This window comes from Candidatus Neomarinimicrobiota bacterium, from assembly GCA_036476315.1.
In the GTDB taxonomy this organism is placed as follows: Bacteria; Fidelibacterota; Marinisomatia; order Marinisomatales; family S15-B10; genus JAZGBI01.
In genome coordinates, this window is the sequence record JAZGBI010000098.1 from 131850 (window position 1) to 150342 (window position 18493).

Genomic DNA, 18493 nt, shown 5'->3' on the forward strand with positions numbered 1-18493 from the left:
TTCGACCACATTCTTGGCCACGGAGCACTTTTTTCTTGACTTCTGTTATTATTGGTGGCGAACTTTACTGTTACTGTAGCAACTGGCATGCTGGGCCCAAAAAGGCCACCGCCAACACAACACATAATTAATATTACGTAGGGGTATATGCTCATGACGACGAAGCACACATTTATCCTGGCTGTTATTTTGTTGTTTGGATTCCAGGCCGTTAAAGGGGAACGAGAGGTTACGGGAAAGGTGACCGTGAGGACCACAGGAGAAGCGCTTCCCGGAGCCCAAATTGTCGTGAAAGGATCCCTGATGGGAACAACAACGGATCTGGACGGTGAGTACCGGCTGGATGTTCCCGATGAAGAAGTAACGCTCACCGTGACCTTCATCGGTTACAAATCGGAGGATGTTGTAGTAGGTACCGGTGTGGGAATAACCGACGTTCAGATGGAAGAAGATGTGCTTAAAATGTCTGAGGTGGTTGTGACGGGACTTGCGTCGACGGTCAAAAGAAGGAACCTTGCGAACGCGGTGGCCACCGTGTCCGGAGATGAGTTGATTCCCTCTCCGGTTCAGACTCTTGACGGTGCTCTGAGTGGTAAATTCGCGGGCATCAATGTTCGTCAGAACACGGGTGCGCCAGGGGGAGGAATGAACGTGAACCTTCGGGGTATCTCTACGATTCAGGGGAGTACGCAGCCCATATACGTGGTGGATGGAGTGATCCTAAACAATTTTGCCAATCAATCGGGCGTAGATGTGATAACTAAGGCTACAGGAGCCGGAAGTGCCACGCCCCAGGGACAACCCACGAATCGAATTGGGGATATCAATCCAAACGATATCGAAAGTATTGAGGTCCTCAAAGGAGCTAGTGCGGCAGCTCTCTACGGTTCCAAGGCCTCCAACGGCGTGATCATCATTAACACCAAGAGAGGAAGGGGTGGAAAAACCAAATTCAGCATCTCGCATAAGGTGGGGCAACGTTCTTTGTTGAATAAGATGGGTCACAGAGTCTTTGAAACTTACGCGGAGGCGGAGGATCAATTCGGGGCGGATATTGCTGCCTTGGGACTCAGCAACTCCTCAGATATAAACTCATGGATAGGCAGAGATATTGATTATGAGGAGGAGTTGTATGCCAGCGGCAGCGGAGAACTGTCAGAAACGTTAGTTAGCGCAGCCGGTGGAACGGGGCGTACCCAATTCTACCTTTCTGGACAGCACATGAACGAAAGGGCTACTATTGTCAACACCGGCTTTGAAAGATGGTCGGGTCGTGTGAATATCAGTCACAGGTTTAGCGACAAAGCAAGGGTCAGGTTGAGCACCAACCTCATAAGGACGGATTCAGACAGGGGAGTAACCGGGAACGACAATACGAATATCACGTACGGATTCTCCATCGGTTTTACACCAAGCTTCCTGGACATACGGGCCAAGGATGGTGTCTATCCTGATCATCCTACAAATCCATCAAACTACCTGCATACGGCCCGTGCATTTGTGAATAGCGAACTGACGAACCGGGCACTAGGTTCAATCGAGTTTACCTATGGCCTCTTCAAAAGGGAGAAAATGAGCTTAGACTGGATCACCTCGACAGGCGTAGATTTTTATGCGCAGGAGAACAAGGTGTTCTCACCCGCCGAGTTGCAATACGAAAAGACATCGTCAACTCCCGGTCAGTCGGTCAACACCACAGCCAACAACCTGAACACGAATCTTTATACAAACCTGGTTCATCGTATGATTCTACCAGGCAACCTTAACTTCACGACAACCGCAGGGCTGCAGTATGAAACCCAGGATTGGGATCAGGTTTTCGTCCATGCAAAAGGGATGGTGGTAGGTCAGACCAATGTGGACCAGGCCAGCTCTGCCGATGTCTATCATACCAGGAGGATGCAGCAGGATCGCGGTTTCTTTGCTCAGGAGGAAGTGAGCATAGGAGATCAGATCAACGTGGCGTTCGGAATGCGAGGGGACAAAAGCAGCACCCTGGGGGATACGGAGGAATGGTTCACCTATCCAAAGTTCTCCGCTTCTTACCAGGTTGGGGCCCTGGGTGGAATTATTGATGACTTCAAACCAAGACTGGCCTGGGGGCAAACAGGAAACCTGCCCAGCGCAACGGCGAAGTTTACGTCCCTGATTCCGATGAATATAGGCGGCAATTCGGGGTTAATTCCTTCTAGAGTCCTGGGGAACTTCGAAATCAACCCGGAGAAAACGACTGAGCTGGAATACGGCGTGGACTTTTCGTTCCTCAGCGGCTTTGGCTCTGTTGAATTCACGCTGTACCAGCAGAACATAGAAGAGTTAATCCTGGAGGTTGATCAAGCGTCCTCTTCAGGAGCAACGAACAAATGGATGAACGCGGCAGAAATGGAGACCAAGGGAACGGAATTTTCCCTGCTTCTCAACCCGGTCCGCAGAAGCCAACTGAACTGGACGTCCCGAGTCAACTACTACAAGACAGCGTCTGAAATAACCAAGCTGAGCGGGGATGTGGATCCTTTTAATATGGGTGGGTTTGCAACGTTCCTCGGTACCTACAGGATTGAAGAAGGATGGTCGCCCACAGCCATTGTTGGATCAGAAATGCAGTACGAGTATGATTCAAGTGGCGATCTAGTGCCTGTCAAGAAAGACGGGGTACATCAGCACGTAAAACTGGGTGACGAGACGCCTGACTTCCAGATGTCCTTCAACAACAGTGTCAGGGTTGGCGACTTCACCCTGCAGTTTCTCCTTGACTGGAAGAAGGGGGGGTATATCATCAACCTGGCCAAGCTAATCTATGACTTGGGTGGGACGACGGAAGATTACGAAGATGATGTAGAGTTCACCTTCCGTCCCTCTGAGGGGTTTGAAACATCAGACGGAAAGGATTCGACGGAAACCATGCAAAGTGGCCCGGGTCGTTTGGCAGCGTTGGGCGGGTTGACCCGGCCGTATGTTGAGGACGGTTCCTACATGAAGCTCAGAGAACTGAGTCTGGTCTATGATTTTGATCGCGAGAAGATACAAAGCTGGTTCGGAGGATCCATATCCGGTCTTAGATTGGGTATTAGTGGTCGCAACCTGGCGGTGTGGACTGACTATACAGGACTGGATCCAGAGGTCAGTCAGTTCGGAAATATCGCCATCGGAGGTTCGGTGGATACAAACCCGTTCCCATCGTCGAGAGCGGTTTACTTCAGCATTTCTCTGGGATTATAGCAGGAGGTGAACGTGATGATCCTAAGAATGAATTCCTTTAAGAAGATCGTTCCCCTGGCAGCGGTTGTTCTGTGGGTAGGATGCGACACGCTAGACTTTGCTGATCCCAACTCACCAGTCGTGGAATCGGCAACGATTCAATCCCTGGTGACTGGAGCCGAAGCGGGCATGAGGGTCGATCTGGACATCTATCTACGGAATATAGGTGTCGTGGGCAGGGAAGTCTACTATCTCGAACCTGCCGATCCCAGGTATACGGGCGAACTGCTGAGAGGGCCCCTGGATCCGGGCGGGTTCTTGACGACGAGACCGTGGAACGCTCACTACCGCGTGATAAAAAACTGCAACCTGCTGTTGGAAAGGACTGACACGGATGCTGGGGTGAGGGGTTTCGCGAAGACCATTCTGGCGTATAACCTTTTATTGGTGATCAACATGCAGGACGAAAATGGTGCCAGAACTAACTATGATGGAAACATCAATGTGTCTGTTGCCACAAAAACCGAGGTTTTCGCCGAGATCGAGTCACTTCTGGAGGGAGGTTATGATGACCTCCAGGATGCCGGGGGCGAATTCTCCTTTGTTTTAAGCTCAGGTTTTGACGGCTTTGACAGTCCAGCAAGTACGTTTGCCGAGTTCAACCGGGCCCTGGCCGCCAGAGTAGCCGTGTACGATGACCGGTGGCAGGATGCCCTCGATGCTCTAGCGGAGTCATTCCTGGATGAAAGCGGCGACCTGGATGAGGGTGTCTTCCATGTGTTCAGCTCTGGACTGAATGATCAGGAGAGCGAAATGTATGAGGACCCGACAGCAACATTTGTGAAGCTCCTGGGTCATCCGACGTTTGAAACGGATGCAGAGGACGGGGATGCCCGGTTCTCCAGCAAAGTGACCGTCCGGGAAGCCTCTCTTCCTGTGATCACCTACGACGACCTGACAAGCAACCTTGCTCCCATTATGTGGAGCAGTGGCTTCGATCCGGTTTCTATTATCCGCAATGAGGAGCTGATACTTCTTCAGGCAGAGGCGAATATTGGACTCGGGGATTATGATGACGCTCAAACCGACATGAATATCGTTCGGGAGGCAGCCGGACTGGACGCCTACACCGATACGGACGCCGGCAACGCACTGGATCGGCTTCTTTATGAGAAACGGTACTCCCTGTTCCTGGAAGGGCATCGCTTGATTGACATGCGACACTATAATAAGTTAGACGATCTCCCTTTGGATAGGGACGGCGATGCCATAGTCACGTTTCCTTTGCCGGAAACGGAGACTCCGGGTTAGAGAAGAATCTAACCCAGCACAAATGCAGGCCTTCGAGGAATCATCCTTGGAGGCCTTTTATGTTTACAGCTCCTGACACGCCCGTTTCTTAAACACCCCACACATTATCGTGGCGGAATCATCTCCACCACTAATCAACAAGCCGGCGATAACAAGGCCACAAATTTCTAGATGCCTTGGTTTACAGCAATTTAGATTGAAATTAGCCCCGGGAGGTTCTTATTATGTTTCTGTGGATATTCGCGGAATTGACCTCGTGATCGTAGTTGCCTACCTGGTCGCCCTCCCCATCTTTGGTGTCTATTTCAGAAAGTTTGTTCGAACGGAGCGGGACTATTTTCTTGCGGGCAAAATGTTGCCATGGTGGGTGATAAGCATGTCCATAATCGGCACCAATATTGGTGCTTATGATTACATGGGCGCGGCGGGGGGCGCCTATCGATTTGGCATTGCCCAAGCCCATTATGAGTGGCTTGGAGCCATTCCCGCGATGGTTCTGGCGTCACTTCTGTTTGTCCCCTATTACTGGAAAGCCGGGGTCTACACGGTGCCGGAATTCCTCGGGAAGCGGTATAACACGGCTGTCCGTGTTATCGAGGCGCTGCTCTGGGGATCCTTTCTCGCGTGTGTGTTAGGGGTGTTCTTCTGGGCGAGCGGCCTTATGTTGAATGAATATCTGGGCATTCCTATACGGATCAGTCTCCTGATTACGGCAGTGGTGGTGGGAGTGTATACGATCACGGGTGGTCTTGCCGCGGTGGCCATGACGGATGTGGTGCAGCTTCTGGTGATGTTTATCGGCGGCATCGCCCTTACGATTCTGGGCCTTTGGACCGTGGGCGGCTGGTCAGGACTTGTAGACAAGATTATTCCAACGCACCCTGACCACTTCAAGCTGTTTCTGCCGCTGGACAATCCCACATATCCCTGGTTGGGCATGATATTCGGGTTGGCGTTTGTCCTCTCCCCGGCCTGGTGGTGTTGCCATCAGGCGATCATCCAGAGAACACTGGGAGCGAGGAGCGAATGGGACGCCAAGGCAGGAATGCTCTTTGCTGCGATTCCGAAAATGTTTGTTCCCGTTTTGGTGGTGCTGCCCGGTTTGCTCGCACTGGCACTCAACCCCAATCTGGTGGGCCCTGAAATGGACAAAGCGTTTCCGTGGCTCATTAAGACGCTGCTGCCTGCGGGACTGGCAGGACTTGTATTTGCTGCGTTTATGGCGGCCCTCATCTCCAGCGTGGATTCAACGCTCAACTCAGCTGCCACCCTCTGGACCCGGGACATTTACCAGCGGTTCATTGTCAAGAACGGGTCAGACAGACATTATCTTACCGTGGGAAGGGCCCTCACCTTCGTATTTGTTGTCTGGGCGATTCTCTTTGCGCCCGTGACCCAGAAATTTCCGGGAATCTATGTGGCCATGCAGACGCTGCTGTCTATCTTTCAGGGACCGACGTTTGCCATCACTCTTTTGGGTATCTACTGGAAACGAGCGACTGGATGGGGGGGCCTGGCGGGATTGCTTGGGGGCGTTGCCATTTCAAGTTTCCTTTTTCTCGCCATGGACTGGAGCTTTCTCTATATCGCCTGGTGGTCGTTCGTCGGGGCCCTGCTGCTGAATGCCATCGTTAGTCTGCTCACGGAGCCCGAGTCCGCGGACAAACTGGAAGGATTAGTATACGGCCTGGTCATGAAGGATAAAGGAATTCAAAACATTCTAGCTAAAAGGGCCAGAGGAGAAGAGTAACGTGACCGACTGGCTGGCCACCATTCCCCTGTTTTGGGGGAAAATCCTTGCCGTTAGTGCCTTCACGGGAATGATCGTTTGGACATGGCTCCGCCCCAGGCGTTTCATCTTTCAGGGTGCGCCCGACGATGCCGTCTGGCGGGACCTGAGAATCTGGGCGACCCTGTGTCTGGTCATTCAAATCGTTATCTATATGAGTTTTTAGAACTGTAAGGAGGATTAACTTGACTGAAAAAAGGGAATTCCGGCCACTGGAAATCATGGGCATTTTCTGGCTGGTGTTTGGCTCCATTATCGTCGTGGCCACTTTTTTTGTCAGGGCCACTCCCCAGGTGCCATTGGCCCGGGGTGTTGCCACGAATCTTGTCGCGGGGTTTCTGCTCTTGGCGGCAGGTGGTTTCTCCATCATCAGGGGCAGGAGAGGAAGGGAGAAGGGAGAGCGAAATCGCACCCCAAAATCATAGATACATTGAACCCCAAATCGCTCCTGGCGAAGCGGAAGAAGCTCTGAGGCGGAACAGGCCTTGGGTTTCCAGACAAGTTTTGAGGCGGATGGAACTGATCTTTTTACCCTATTACCTGTTCCAGGTCTCATTAAGGCGGAAGGGACGTGACCAGATCGTGAAGATCGCCATTGATGGGTTGACGGGCCATTCACATCTCTTTTCGGGGGACGGCCTGACTTACCTCTCAAGGGTGGACAATCCGGTTTGCCTACATGAGCTGCATCGTGAGGAAGCCTTGAGGATTGTGTCAGAAGAGTACAGAGGAAGAGTTCTTGACGAGAGCGTCAGGAGCAAAGAAGTCACAACAGTAAAGAGCGTAACCATGGGGGAGAAAACATTCTATCCTTTCTGGGTGGGCTATTTCGAGAAAGGTGACGGTCATGATTTCGGTGCGGTTGATGCGGTAACGGGGGAAAGGCAGGGCGTCCGGATGCGTAGAATGTTGCTAAAGGCGCTTCGTCAGATTACCCGGGTCGACGGGTAAGAGCCGCGTGTAATTCTTAGGATTCTTGAGTAAATTATTCCGAGAGGTTGATCCTTTACCGAAGATAGAGATCACGTGACATGTGGCGGATCGCTGCGTCACGAAAATGGCTGTTCTAATCATGATCACAAGCAATCAACAAGCTCGTGAGCAAGTACGCAAAGCGTACAGAAGGAGAGGTAAGGACCTGTTTTTGGGAAAGCTCGCAGCCAATGTTTATGTCATGAAGAATGACGGGAAAGCTCTCATGTGGGCCTGGAAGGAAAAAAGGCGCAACCCCATGTTTGTGGATCTCTATGCGGCAGAAGAGCTCAGGAAGTGGCAAATACCGGAAGACATTAGAAGGGCGGCAGAATGGAAACTGGAAAAGGGGAGGGCAAGTTATCCCAGGAAGGAAGAAACTCTGGCGAAGGAGAATCTTCCGAGCATGGGGGAGCTGGAGAAGATCGAACTGAACTTTTCTCTCAGTTCGCTCAGGAAGAGATAACCCTTCTGAAGGAAGAGGAAGAGCAGGGATCCAGGCGCGAGGGTCTCTCGCCGGGATTGAAAAAGAGCTTGCGGGGAGTTCTGGAGAAATATCTCTCCGAGTGGCGTAAGAAGAAGGAGGATTAGGCACATTGAAAACGGTAAGGACGGGCAATTTGAAATTGGTACTTGAGAACATTGGAGGTCTCGTCGGCCGGCACGAATATGTGCTAAAAGAGGGTTTGAACCTCATTTCCGCCCCCAACGCTGCCGGGAAGAGTTCCATCATCCATGGTTTACAGGCGCTCATCATGGACAGCAAGGAACTGGAAAAAAAGAGCCATTTTTTGAATGCATTCGAACAGTCAGGACGGGCTGAGCTTTCGTGGGATCACAGCCATTCGGTTCGCCGGATCATTGGAGGGAATGGATCAGTCTCGGTGGGAGGCGACGCCATCCATCCGGAGGAGCAGAAATGTAGCCTGTTTGCGGTTGCCAGCGAGGACAATGAGCTTCTGGCGAGGATCAAATCCGGTAGGCCCATTAGAAACCTCATTCTTGAATTTTCAGATTACCGCTATTTCCAGCTCTTTGGGGAATATCTTCAAGGTGAGCTCGAAGGAAATGAAAACGAGCTCAGCAAGCACCACGACACGTTGACAAAGTTGAAATCGCTATATGGTGACCTGAAGAAAAAGGAGCAGGACCTCGCCCGTTGCGAGGAGGAACGCGGTAAAGTCGCAGAGATATCTATGGACGCTATCGCTGAGAACAAGAAGCTGACCATGACTCTGTCGTCACTGGATTTTGAGCTCAGTGAACTGATAGCCGAAATTGCGCACATTCACGGAAAGTACCAAAGAGTCAAGAACCGTATCGCAAGCAGCGAAGATAAGGAAAGGCGTTTGAGATCGGAAGTCTCCCAGTTCGAGCGGGAACACCCTGACATCGAGGACGAACTGGAAAAACTTCAGGAGACGCTCACCGAGATTCGACAGAAAGATTCAGAGTCAGAAGCCCGAGCAGCCGTTAACAATGACAGCCTTGAAAAAACGAACAGTGGTCTCATCCACTATATGGAATACGGGCAGGACATCTGTCCCACCTGCGGCCAGGAGATTACTCCGGAACTTCTCAGGCAGAGGCAGAAGACACTGGAGAAAGAGCAGAAGAACCTCCGGGAGACACTTGAGCAGCTGAAAGACAAGCAAACGAAACTTGAAAGGAACTACAATGCCTTGGGTCATTATGCCATCCAGGTGAAAACGGAATTGCGAGAGAAATTGCTCAAGGGCGTAGAGCGTATCGTGACCGACAAAAAGAACGTTACCGCCCTTGAAAAACAGCTGGATGTGAAGGTTAACAAAAGGAAGAAACTGGTGGAAAAGGTCAAGGAATTGGAGGCCATGGTAGACAGTCATCTACGGAATATGCTGAACCAACGCCGGAGGCTGGATGAGGAGATCGCAAGGTTGGATGAGAACATTAAAACCATCAAGGCTGAGATTGAAGACCTGGGTGACGTGCGCTCTATCGTGGACTACCTGGTGAATGAAAAGTCCTTCCTGGAACGCGCAGTGGAGTACGTTTCACGAAGAGAAGAAGAAGTCAAAACGGTGGTTCGAAAGCGGTTCAACGAGCAGATAACCCAGGTCTATTCCGTCATGGAATTCGACGATGTATTTGATAAGATATTTCTTGATGAGAATTTCGATTTGCAGATCATCCGGCGCCAGAAAGGATTAACGACCCAGGACTCGGTCGCCTCCCTCAGTCGAGGGGAAAAAGAAACCGTAGGACTCGTTCTCATGCTGGCCGGGAAACAGGAACATCTTCCCGATTTCCCCTTCTTTATAGCGGATGAAACCAGCTTCTATGATGCCACCCGGTTTCGCCGTATTGTGGATTTCATAACCAACATGGTTGGGTACACGGTGGTGACAAAGCTCGTGCCGAAAGAGGAGCAGGCGGGCCTGAAGCTGACGCACAGCTTCGGATGAAACACCGAAGTTCTTCCTCTTACCCCCTCCTTATTGTCCTCCTCTGTCTAACCCTTTCTTCCTGTGTGGAAAACATTATCCATATTCAGATTCACCCGAGGGGCGACTACTCAGTGAAATTTACCGCCCGGGGTGATTCGACGGATCTATTCAACGACGATTTTGTCATCCCCACGGGGGCGGGATGGAAGACGGTGCGTTCCATTGAAGAAGAGGATGATGACGAGAAGTATGTCATTGAATCCACAAGGCATGTCCGGCGCGGAGGTCAACTCCCCTCCAATTTTTCCAGGGACAATTATCCCAGTGAAATAAAACTTCACCATCCGCTTGTTGTTGATATGGAAGACCGGTTCTTCTCGAGGAGATTTCGACTGAACTATACATTCCGGGGTCGCCAGATGGAGGATAAGTACGCGGCGCTGAAAGACGTGCTTGACGATGAGGAGACCGCGGGGTGGCAGAACGAGGTTATTCGCTATATTGCGTCTGAGGGTCTCAACCGTGCAAAGGAGGAGCTCCCCGGAGCGGTGTCTGCGCTCTTGGTAACGGAAATCGAAGCCGCGTTGGATTCAGCTTTGAGCTCTTTTCGAGAGATTGAGGAGGACAGTGTACTAATCGAGTGGATGGAGAGCAAAGGGGACTGGATCTCGAGCTTGATGGACGGAGTGGAGTCAGGTCCATCGCAGGAGTTCCTGGTGGCGTGGGAGCATCAGATGAATACTCTGGAGAAGGAAGTGACGATTACCATGGATCTGGACGATGATAGCTTCAAGGTTTTTGCCACTCTGCCCGGGAGTGTGGTGTCAGGAAATTATGATTCCCTCAATGGGGATACGTTGGGGTGGGAATTCTCTCTGGAGGATTTTGTTGATAACGATTACGTCATGGAAGCCGAATCCCGTCTCGAGATGCCCCAGCGCATCCGCTCCCTCATCGTTCTTGCCGCAGTCATGGTCCTCTTCGTCATTGCTACATACGCCGGAAGTCATCGGGAAAGAAGGAAACAGTCGATTTCTCTCTAACATTGTAGAACAACAGGCCAAGGTATTACCGTTTAGGTTAAGTGGCTTATTCTGAATGGAAGAGTTTGCAGGATGTTGATCGATACGCGAGAAACCGGTATCGGTCATGGGACCAACAGTGGCTGGACCAGAGAGAGCAGAAGTTGGTGAAGAGGATCTTCCGTGAGCACGACCTTTCAGGGACCATTCTTGACATCCCGTCGGGTTACGGCCGGTTCCATCGTCTGCTGGAGGCGTTCGGGACACCTCTTTCAGCCGATCTTGGGTCCAAGCCTCTCCACTATATGACTGAAACCCTTGGGATGAGTGGCGAATCTGTAAACTGTGCGGCAGAGAAACTCCCCTTTTCCGACAAAAGTGTGGATGTCATTTTTTGCTTTAGGCTCATGCAGCACATTCATACAGGGGAGGAGCGGAAGGCGGTTTTGAAAGAGTTCGGGCGGGTGAGCTGTCGATGGATTGTGATTTCGGTATATCTTTCCAACCCGCTTCATCGACTCCTCCGGGCGGTCTCATCGCCATCGGCACGAATTACCATGTTGAGCCGATCGGGATTTGAGTCTGATCTTCAGAAAGCTGACCTGACAATATTGAAAAAGGTGTCCGTAGCACCGGGTCTTCACGCCCAGCGAGTCTATCTACTTGCTGTGGGAAAGTTGCCGTAGCTTTTTCTTCAGTCTGCGTCTTCGGAGGAGTCTTTCGCGATAATTTCGATACGGACGGATCAAGTTTGGTAAGGTTTTGGATTCCGCCGTGTAGGTGTCAAAGAAGAGCCGTGTGAGCTCTTCAGTGAGGTTCGTCTCAGCGGTTTTGAATGTCAGTTTTGCCAGATCGGTCAAGCGGTGGTGAGTGGAAAGTTCACTTAACTGTCTGGCGCGGTTAAGATCAATAATGAAGACCTTTCCGGCGTCATTAACGAGAAAGTTGGCTGTTGTGAGATCGCGGTGAAGGATTCCCCTTCGATGCATCTTGGCAAGGCTGCGGGCCAGATCCTCGATTGCCGTGCTGAACAAGGTTTCCGAAGCGTTGGAGAGTAACAGAGGACGGAGCCGGGTGTGGGGATAAATGGCCTCAGTGACAGAGAAATTCTCCTTGATAAATCCCATGTGGCGGCGCGTATACACATAAAGAGGTTCCGGCGTGCGTGCACCGGCACGTTTGAGAGCATGAGCCACGGACCAGCTTGCGTAGGCCCGGCTGGGAAACGTAGGGCTGAGATAGTAGTGAACGGAATGCCGCCAGCCGAACCACTTGATCACGATGGGACCTTCAGTGGAATCGAGGCGGGCGACGAGATTCGGGGAAGTCTTGTACACCTGTTCGGCTTTCGACAGGATGGAATCTCTGTTTGAGAAATCGCTCATGGTCAAAGGTTCCGGCAGATCTCCATAGATTGAGACGGATGAGCCAAAATGGGTCATGGCAGGCAGAACTTAGAGATATGGCGTGAGAGCGACAACCTTGAACGATAAAAGGAATCAGATTAAGTTTCATTGATGCGTGTGTTTGTAGCAGGTGGCACAGGATTTGTTGGGGGGTATGTTCTGGAGGAATTGGTCCTCCGGGAGCATGACGCTGTGGTTCTCGTTCGGTCAGGCAGCGAAAGGAAACTACCGAAAGGCTTTAAGGGAGAGATTGTAAGTGGTGATGCTCTCAACTTTTCCATGCCCTCTGATTGTGATGCTGTCATTCACTTGATCGGGATTCTGCGGGAGTTCAGGCGGCGCGGGATCTCTTTTGAGAAGAGCCAGTTCCAGGCCGCAAAGGCCGTGGCCGACCGCGCCTTAGGTGCGGGCGTCAACCGGTTCATTCTCCAGAGTGCCAACAGGGTGAGACCTGACGGCACAAAATATCAATACACGAAATACCTTGCTGAAGAATATGTGAAGAGTAAGAAGTTTGATTGGACAATTTTCCGGCCGTCCACACTCTTTGGGGACCCAACACATCCCAGCGGTCCTGTAGGCAAACCGGAATTCTGTACAACACTCCGGGACAAAATGATCAAACTTCCTTTGCCGGCGCCACTGTTTCATCCGGGCCTGAATCTTATGAAAGCAGGGAAATTCAAGCTTCAACCCATCCATGTGAAAGACCTGGCAAAGGGGATAGTGGCATCACTCGACCATCAGAAATCGACGGGGAAAATATACCCCGTTGGGGGGAAAGACCAGCTGACCTGGCACGAGATCATTAGTCTCATCGCCGACGCTTCCGGGAAGAAGAAGTGGAAAGTGCCAGCGCCTGGGTGGGCTGTGAAACTTATGGCCTCCCTTTTCGCGTGGATTCCCGCATTTCCCATTACTGTGGATCAAATAACCATGTTGATGGAAGGGAATACGTGCGACGGCTCGGAGTTCCTCTCCCATTTCAAAATAGACCCTGTCCCCTTCAATGGCGAGAATCTGTCATATCTTTCTTGAGTTTCGGTCGGTCGGTGTGTATCTTGAAAACATAATCCATTCATATTGAGAAAGGAGGCAAAGATAATGGTCCGTAGAATACCATTCCAGAATGTTCTTTTCCTGGGCTATGTGGGTTTACTGTTTCTGCAGACGGCTTCGGCACAGAGTCTGAAGGCGTTCGAGAAAAATGTAACAGAGTTTACTCTCGACAACGGCCTGAACTTTATCGTTGTGGAACGACACGAGGCCCCCGTGGTTTCCCTGTTTACCTACGCGGACGTGGGATCTGTTGATGAGATAAAAGGAATCACCGGGATTGCTCACATATTTGAACACATGGCCTTCAAAGGAACGCGGAACATTGGGACAGACGATTACGAATCGGAAAAAGCGGTCATGGACCGGATGGACAGACTTTTTCTCGAGATGAAAAAGGAACGGAGAAAAGGAAATCAGGTCAATGAGGGGCGGTTAGAAGGGCTCGAAGAACAGTTCGAAAAAGCCCAGCAGGAAGCGCAAGAATACCTGGTGCACGATGAATTCGAGGAGGCCATCGACCGTCAGGGCGGTGTGGGTCTCAACGCCACTACCGGTCCGGATGCCACCCGATATTTCTACAGCCTTCCATCCAACAAGCTTGAATTGTGGATGTCACTGGAGTCGGATCGGTTTCTGAATCCTGTTCTTCGGGAGTTCTACAAAGAAAAGGATGTGGTGATGGAGGAACGGCGCCTCGGTGAAAACAATCCAATCGGAAGGCTCGTGGAGGATTTTCTTGCCACGGCCTACAAAGCCCATCCCTACGGGGAACCTGTGGTCGGTCACATGTCTGATCTGAAGACGATTACGCGGGAAGAGGGAGAAGCTTGGTTTGCAAAATACTATGGCGCCAATAACTTGACTATTGCTATCGTGGGCGATGTGAAGCCGAGAGAGGTGGAGGAAATGGCCGACACCTACTTTGGAAGACTTCGCAAGGGTGAAAAGCCTGAACCGGTGGAAACGGTGGAGCCGGAGCAGCAAGGGGAGCGCCGCTGCACCGTGGTCGCTCAAGCCCAGCCTCTTATCATCATTGGCTACCACCGTCCAGACATTAATCATCCTGATAACGCAGCTTTTGACGCCATCACCGATATGATGGGAAGGGGCCGGACGTCAAGACTCTATAAACGCCTGGTGAAGGAAAAGAAGATCGCCATCAGCGTTGGAGCTTTCACGGGGCTCACGGGCGATAAATACCCCGGACTGTTCATTTTCTATGCGTTCCCGGCCAAAGATCAGACAAATGAGGAAAGCGAGGAAACCCTCTACGACGAGATTGAGAAGATGAAAACTGAACTGGTGACCGCTGAGGAGCTCGAAAAAGCCAAGACGAGGGCCCGAGCGGACTTGATTCGCCAGCTGAATTCCAATTTCGGCCTGGCTTACCAGCTCACCTTTTATGAGGTGGTCACCGGTGGCTGGCGCAACCTGTTCCGTCAATTGGAACGAATAGAAAAGCTGACAGAGGAAGACATCAGGCGGGTGGCCAAGGAGTATTTTGACCGTAAGAATAAGACCGTGGGAACCTTGGTGACAGAGGAGGTGGGAACATGAAGACAAAATGTTTTAGACTCTGGCTCTCCGCAGCCCTTATTGTGCTGGCCTTTGTGGCTCCTGGGAGGGGCCAGAAGCACTATAAGGACCTCAAATATCCTAAACTCCATAAGCTGAAGATTCCCGACGTTAAGCGTGTGGAATTAGACAATGGAATAATCCTGTTTCTGGTGGAGGACCATGAGGTGCCCCTCATCAACCTTTCGGCCCGCATCGGAGTCGGTTCAATCTACGACACACCGGAAAAAATCGGTCTGGGCTCCATCACGGGGCAGGTCATGCGAACAGGGGGCACTTCGACAATGACAGGTGATGAAATTGATGAAGCGCTGGAAAGTATTGCGGCCACCGTGGAAACGGGCATTGGACTCACCTCGGGCCATGCCAGCATGTCTGTTTTGAAAGAGCACCTGGATAAGGGACTTTCCATTCTCGCCGATGTTCTGATGCATCCTGCTTTTGCCGAGGAAAAAATCCATCTGGCAAAAATTCAATCCCGAAGCTCCATTTCCCGGCGCAACGACAATCCTCACAGTATCACCTTCAGAGAGTATAATAAGTTGATCTACGGTACGGGCAGTGTCTATGCCAGGCATACGGAATATGCAACCATTGATGCGATTACGCGAGATGATCTGGTTTTCTTCCATGAGCAGTTTTTTCACCCGGATAATGTGATGATCAGTATATGGGGTGATTTCAAGACCAGGACGATGATCAAGAAGATCGAAGGCATATTTGATGACTGGAAGGCTGTGGGATTCAAAAGACCCCGGGTTCCGGAGGTAGACTATACCTACGACACGTCCATCAGTCTTGTAAGAAAGGAAGATATTAATCAGACACATATAATGATGGGGCATATAGGGGGATTGAGAAGCAATCCTGACTATTTTGCTCTGCTTGTCATGAACGACATTCTGGGTGGAGGCTTTACAGGCCGCCTGTTCAAGAATGTGAGGTCACGCATGGGGCTTGCCTACTCCGTATTTGGCGCTTATGGAGCTAACTATGACTATCCCGGGACATTCTATGTTGGATGCCAGACGAAGGCGGAAACCACCGTGGAGGCCCTCAATGCCATGCGGGCGGAGGTGGAGAAGATGGCGCGTGAACCGGTCACCGATGAAGAGCTTGCCCAGGCGAAAGAGAGCTTTCTCAACTCCTTCGTGTTCAACTTCGACACAAAGAGCGAAATTGTTAACCGCATCATGACGTACGAGTATTATGGCTATCCGCGAGATTTTCTGGAGAAAACCAAAGAAACTATTGAGAAGGTCTCTAAAGAAGATGTTCTTAGGGTCGCCCGAAAATACCTTCAGCCAGACAAGCTTCGGATACTTGCCGTGGGGAACCCGGAGAACTTTGATCAGTCCCTGTCGACATTGAGTGATGTGCGGGAAATTGATATTACCATTCCCTCTGCGGAGGAAGAAGCCTCAGAAGCGATCGAGTCCTCATTGATCAGATGAGGTCACCTGTTGAATAAGTCGCTTACCGCATGTCGCGAATTGGGCTATCAGATCATGAGTATGATGGGACCGGCAGAAGTGGAAGAGATCTCTTGAGGCCACTTCCCACTCTTTTGATTCTCCGGTCATAGAGATTACTACGACAGTCTTGCCCGGCGCGATCTTGAACTATCCATGAACACCAAAGGGTATCGTTTGCTACTCTACCTGGGGATTCTCATCTGCCCCTTTCTTATGTCGGGCCAGGATGTGCGCCAGGAGATTCTGAAGATGGAACGGGCACGCGCTCTTCGCATGGAGGAGCTCTTCCGGTCAAGGGGTCTGCAAGGAGAAGAAGCCGGGTTTGATGTCACCTTTTACCGCGTAAGCCTCAATATCGATCCGGGGACAAAAAGCATTGCTGGCGATGTGACAATGCGGGCCCACTCCACGGTTTCGGACCTTCAAGAGGTAACACTCGACCTCTATAACAATATGGTTGTTGATTCGATCACGAGTGAAGGCTCACTTCTTGCGTATTCTCACGCGGACAACAAGCTAAATATTGATCTTTCCAGGAAACATGACACGGGGGAGGCGTTTGCCGTGAGGATCTATTACAGTGGTCAGCCGGTGAATGAGGGCGGTTTTCATTCCTTTACGTTTGAAGAGCATGAAGGTGTACCTATCATCTCAACCTTGAGCGAACCGTTCGGATCGCCCACCTGGTGGCCGTGTAACGATGATCCCGCAGACAAGGCCGATTCGGTAGACCTGATTATTACGGTGCCCTCCTCGCTCGTCGTGGCATCAAACGGAGTCCTCATTAGCGAGATAACCCACGGAGACGGCACGAAAACGTTTTTCTGGAAGGAGCGGTACCCCATCAGCTCCTACCTGGTATCACTTGCCATTACTAATTATGAGACTTTCTCTGATTATTATCACTATTCCGAAAGTGATTCCATGGAAGTGGTCTATTTCGTCTATCCGGAAGATCTGAATGCCGCGAAAGAGGATTTTACCGTTATTGTGCCAATGATTGAATACTATTCGTCGCTCTTTGGCCAGTATCCATTCATTGAGGAGAAGTACGGGATGGCGGAGTTTCCGTGGGGCGGTGCCATGGAACATCAAACGTGCACAAGCTACGGATCGAGATTGATTCAAGGGAATCATTACTACGATTGGATCATCGCACACGAATTAGCTCACCAGTGGTTCGGTAACCTCATCACCATGAAAGGGTGGTCCCATATCTGGCTGAATGAGGGATTTGCCTCTTACGCGGAGGCTCTCTGGGAGGAGACTCTCCATGGGCGGGGAGCGTATCTCAATTACATGGACCGGATGGATTCCGGTCTGTTTCCTACGTCCGTATTCGTTTATGATTCAACAGATATCTATTCCCTGTTCAATCGCACGGTATACGACAAGGGAGCATGGGTGCTTCATATGTTGCGCCGTGTTATGGGGGATTCTGCGTTTTTTCAGGCAATGAAAACATACGTAGAAGAGTACCCATTTGAAAATGCAACCACAGAGGATTTTTGCAGGATCTGCGAATCGTACTATGCGGATGATCTCGACTGGTTTTTCCATCAATGGATTTATGAGCGGTTTCGGCCTACCTACGAATACAGCTGGTACGAGACCACGAGTGAGGGGAATCATATTGTAAGCTTGAGATTGGTCCAGACATCGACAGGTTCAACACTCTTCAAAATGCCGCTGGACATTGTTCTAACGATGGCGTCCGGCGAAACGACCTTCGTGGTATGGGATAGCCTGAAAACGCAGGAATTTCAGTTCGTTCTGGATGAGGCAGTGACCCATCTGGAGATTGATCCGGAAGGGTGGGTCCTGAAAGAACTGCAATACGCCGCGGGGCTTCCGGCATCTCCCGGGATGGCCGAAGCATTTTCCCTTTCTCAAAACTACCCAAATCCGTTTAATTCCAGCACCAGGATTCCTTATGAATTAACCCGCGAGGGAGCAGTTACGCTGGAAATTATCGACTTAGCGGGCAGCGCAGTAACACGGTTACTGGTCCAGGAGGGACTACCAGGCCACCACGTGGTGAGCTGGGATGGTCGCAACGGAAATGGCGAACCGGTTGCAAGCGGGATTTACATCTGCCGGCTCCGTGTTGACACGGGGGGCGGGGGCAAAACTCAAAAAATGAGAAAAATGGCACTCATTCGTTAGCGCTTGCCTTGATAGAAACAGGATTCCTTGACTCGCGTCGGATGGACAATTATTTTATCGAGTATGTACGGCCCACTATCATCTAGAGCACAAC

Annotated in this window: 15 protein-coding genes; 14 read left to right on the forward strand and 1 reads right to left on the reverse strand. The window is 51.0% G+C overall.

The genetic code is table 11. The features are described 5' to 3' along the window. Window positions 1-153: 153 nt before the first annotated feature. From V3U24_10305 to V3U24_10350, 10 genes are all read left to right on the forward strand, one after another. Window positions 154-3219, forward strand: a complete 3066-nt coding sequence (locus V3U24_10305) for a SusC/RagA family TonB-linked outer membrane protein (protein ID MEE9167833.1) — start codon at window positions 154-156, stop codon at window positions 3217-3219. Between the two features lie 15 nt (window positions 3220-3234). Then, window positions 3235-4509, forward strand: a complete 1275-nt coding sequence (locus tag V3U24_10310) for a RagB/SusD family nutrient uptake outer membrane protein (protein MEE9167834.1) — start codon at window positions 3235-3237, stop codon at window positions 4507-4509. Between the two features lie 256 nt (window positions 4510-4765). After that, on the forward strand, window positions 4766-6259 hold the full coding sequence (locus V3U24_10315; protein ID MEE9167835.1) for a sodium/solute symporter: 1494 nt from the start codon (window positions 4766-4768) through the stop codon (window positions 6257-6259). Between the two features lies 1 nt (window position 6260). Next, window positions 6261-6464 carry a hypothetical protein gene (locus V3U24_10320; GenBank protein ID MEE9167836.1) on the forward strand — a complete coding sequence of 68 codons (204 nt, stop codon included), beginning with the start codon at window positions 6261-6263 and terminating at the stop codon, window positions 6462-6464. A 19-nt stretch (window positions 6465-6483) separates the two neighbouring features. Continuing rightward, window positions 6484-6723, forward strand: coding sequence for a hypothetical protein (locus tag V3U24_10325; protein MEE9167837.1), 240 nt, complete (start codon window positions 6484-6486; stop codon window positions 6721-6723). Window positions 6724-6811: 88 nt separating this feature from the next. Next, complete coding sequence (locus tag V3U24_10330; GenBank protein ID MEE9167838.1) at window positions 6812-7249, forward strand: hypothetical protein; 438 nt, start codon at window positions 6812-6814, stop codon at window positions 7247-7249. A 106-nt stretch (window positions 7250-7355) separates the two neighbouring features. After that, window positions 7356-7736, forward strand: coding sequence for a hypothetical protein (locus V3U24_10335; GenBank protein ID MEE9167839.1), 381 nt, complete (start codon window positions 7356-7358; stop codon window positions 7734-7736). 130 nt (window positions 7737-7866) lie between these two features. Further along, window positions 7867-9714 (forward strand): archaea-specific SMC-related protein, encoded by a 1848-nt coding sequence (locus V3U24_10340; GenBank protein ID MEE9167840.1) that lies wholly within the window; start codon window positions 7867-7869, stop codon window positions 9712-9714. Further along, window positions 9711-10739 (forward strand): hypothetical protein, encoded by a 1029-nt coding sequence (locus V3U24_10345; GenBank protein MEE9167841.1) that lies wholly within the window; start codon window positions 9711-9713, stop codon window positions 10737-10739. Before V3U24_10340 ends, V3U24_10345 begins: the two co-directional genes overlap by 4 nt. A 41-nt stretch (window positions 10740-10780) precedes the next feature. Further along, complete coding sequence (locus V3U24_10350; protein ID MEE9167842.1) at window positions 10781-11404, forward strand: methyltransferase domain-containing protein; 624 nt, start codon at window positions 10781-10783, stop codon at window positions 11402-11404. On the opposite strand, the gene V3U24_10355 is transcribed toward V3U24_10350, so the two are convergent. Further along, window positions 11378-12160 (reverse strand): lipopolysaccharide kinase InaA family protein, encoded by a 783-nt coding sequence (locus V3U24_10355; protein MEE9167843.1) that lies wholly within the window; start codon window positions 12158-12160, stop codon window positions 11378-11380. The genes V3U24_10350 and V3U24_10355 overlap by 27 nt on opposite strands. Before the next feature lie 75 nt (window positions 12161-12235). On the opposite strand from V3U24_10355, the gene V3U24_10360 reads away from it, so the two are divergent. From V3U24_10360 to V3U24_10375, 4 genes are all read left to right on the forward strand, one after another. Then, window positions 12236-13162: an NAD-dependent epimerase/dehydratase family protein gene (locus V3U24_10360; protein ID MEE9167844.1), complete on the forward strand. Its 927-nt coding sequence runs from the start codon at window positions 12236-12238 to the stop codon at window positions 13160-13162. Window positions 13163-13228: 66 nt separating this feature from the next. After that, the gene (locus V3U24_10365) at window positions 13229-14740 is read left to right on the forward strand and encodes a pitrilysin family protein (protein ID MEE9167845.1); all 1512 of its coding nucleotides are present in this window, start codon (window positions 13229-13231) and stop codon (window positions 14738-14740) included. Further along, the gene (locus V3U24_10370; protein MEE9167846.1) at window positions 14737-16212 is read left to right on the forward strand and encodes a pitrilysin family protein; all 1476 of its coding nucleotides are present in this window, start codon (window positions 14737-14739) and stop codon (window positions 16210-16212) included. The genes V3U24_10365 and V3U24_10370 overlap by 4 nt, the downstream gene beginning before the upstream one ends. Window positions 16213-16386: 174 nt before the next feature. After that, window positions 16387-18399, forward strand: coding sequence for a M1 family aminopeptidase (locus V3U24_10375; GenBank protein ID MEE9167847.1), 2013 nt, complete (start codon window positions 16387-16389; stop codon window positions 18397-18399). Window positions 18400-18493: the final 94 nt, after the last annotated feature.